The 1,271-nt window shown below is 43.0% G+C and carries 2 protein-coding genes; both read left to right on the top strand.

Annotated elements, in window-relative coordinates; translation table 11 throughout:
- The first annotated feature begins 63 nt into the window (after nt 1-63).
- The gene (locus tag B0F88_RS19115; protein ID WP_181049964.1) at nt 64-375 is read left to right on the top strand and encodes a transposase; all 312 of its coding nucleotides are present in this window, start codon (nt 64-66) and stop codon (nt 373-375) included.
- The gene (locus B0F88_RS19110) at nt 333-1,241 is read left to right on the top strand and encodes an IS3 family transposase (RefSeq protein ID WP_146083376.1); all 909 of its coding nucleotides are present in this window, start codon (nt 333-335) and stop codon (nt 1,239-1,241) included. The genes B0F88_RS19115 and B0F88_RS19110 overlap by 43 nt, the downstream gene beginning before the upstream one ends.
- Nucleotides 1,242-1,271: the final 30 nt, after the last annotated feature.

The following is a 1,271-nucleotide window of genomic DNA, read 5'->3' as shown; positions in this document are numbered from 1 at the left end:
TGAAATGGTCTAATTAAACAGGACACTTCTAAAGACAGATTTATAATGTCATCAGAGGTGAATATGAGTAATCAAAATAAACACAAACGTCCGAAATACACGCTTGAATTTAAACAAGATGCGGCAAAGTTAGTTAATGATAAAGGCTATACGCACCAGCAAGCAGCCGATAACTTAGGTGTATCCCTTAGTGCTATTGGTCGATGGGCGCGAGCCGAACAAAGTCCAGCAGCGGCATCTTCAGCCAAGAAAAAGGTTTTGAATTTGACCGATCAAGATGAATTAACCCGCTTACGTAAAGAAGTTGAGCAATTGCGAATGGAGCGTGAAATATTAAAAAAGGCCGCAGTCTTCTTTGCGCAAGAACTCGAATAAAATACGGATTTATTCGAGAGCAACAGAAGACATTTCCTGTTACCGTGCTGTGCAAAATCATGCTGGTCAGTACCAGCGCCTTTTATGCGTGGAGCAAAGCGCCTGAAGATACTGATAAAAAAGTGCTGCAAAAACAGCTGGAAGCTAAAGCGATTCAGCTATTTGATGAGCATAAGCAAGTTTATGGTTCCCGTCGTTTATCCGAAGCCTTCATAAAAGAAGATATTCAGGTCGGGCGTTATAAAGCGAAACAATTGATGAAGAAATTGGGATTGAAACCGCGCTATCCAAAACGATTCAAAGTCACCACAGACAGCGATCATAATGATGCGATTTCTCCGAACCTATTGGATAGGCAATTTGATGTTGCCGCGCCCAACAAAGTCTGGACAACTGATATTACCTACGTCTGGACGCTGGAAGGCTGGCTCTATGTCGCTATTGTTATCGATTTGTTTTCCAGGCAAGTAGTGGGCTGGTCGATTGATGATCACATGCGGACTTCGCTGTGTGTGAATGCCTTGCAGATGGCCTTCTGGAGGCGAAAGCCAGAGCCTGGCCTACAACAGCATTCTGATCGGGGCAGCCAATACGCAAGCCATGAATACCGAGAACACTTGGGGATAATGAAGATGCGGCAAAGTATGAGCCGTAAAGGCAACTGTTGGGATAATGCGCCAACAGAGCGATTTTTTCGAAGCTTAAAATACGAGCAACTTAACTACGAGAAATTCAGAACAAAAGAGGCGGCAAAGCTGAGTATTATTGATTATTTAGCTTTTTATAATGGGAAACGTGCGCACTCAAAATTAAGCTACCAATCCCCGCTGGAATTTGAGCGGGAATTTTACAAGAAGACTGCTTAAGAAAGTGTCCTGTTTTAGTTGACCATTACA

Source organism: Methylobacter tundripaludum, from assembly GCF_002934365.1.
Lineage (GTDB): Bacteria > Pseudomonadota > Gammaproteobacteria > Methylococcales > Methylomonadaceae > Methylobacter_A > Methylobacter_A tundripaludum_A.
The sequence above is the reverse complement of the archived record's forward strand: the minus strand, read 5'-3'. Positions and strand labels throughout refer to the sequence as shown.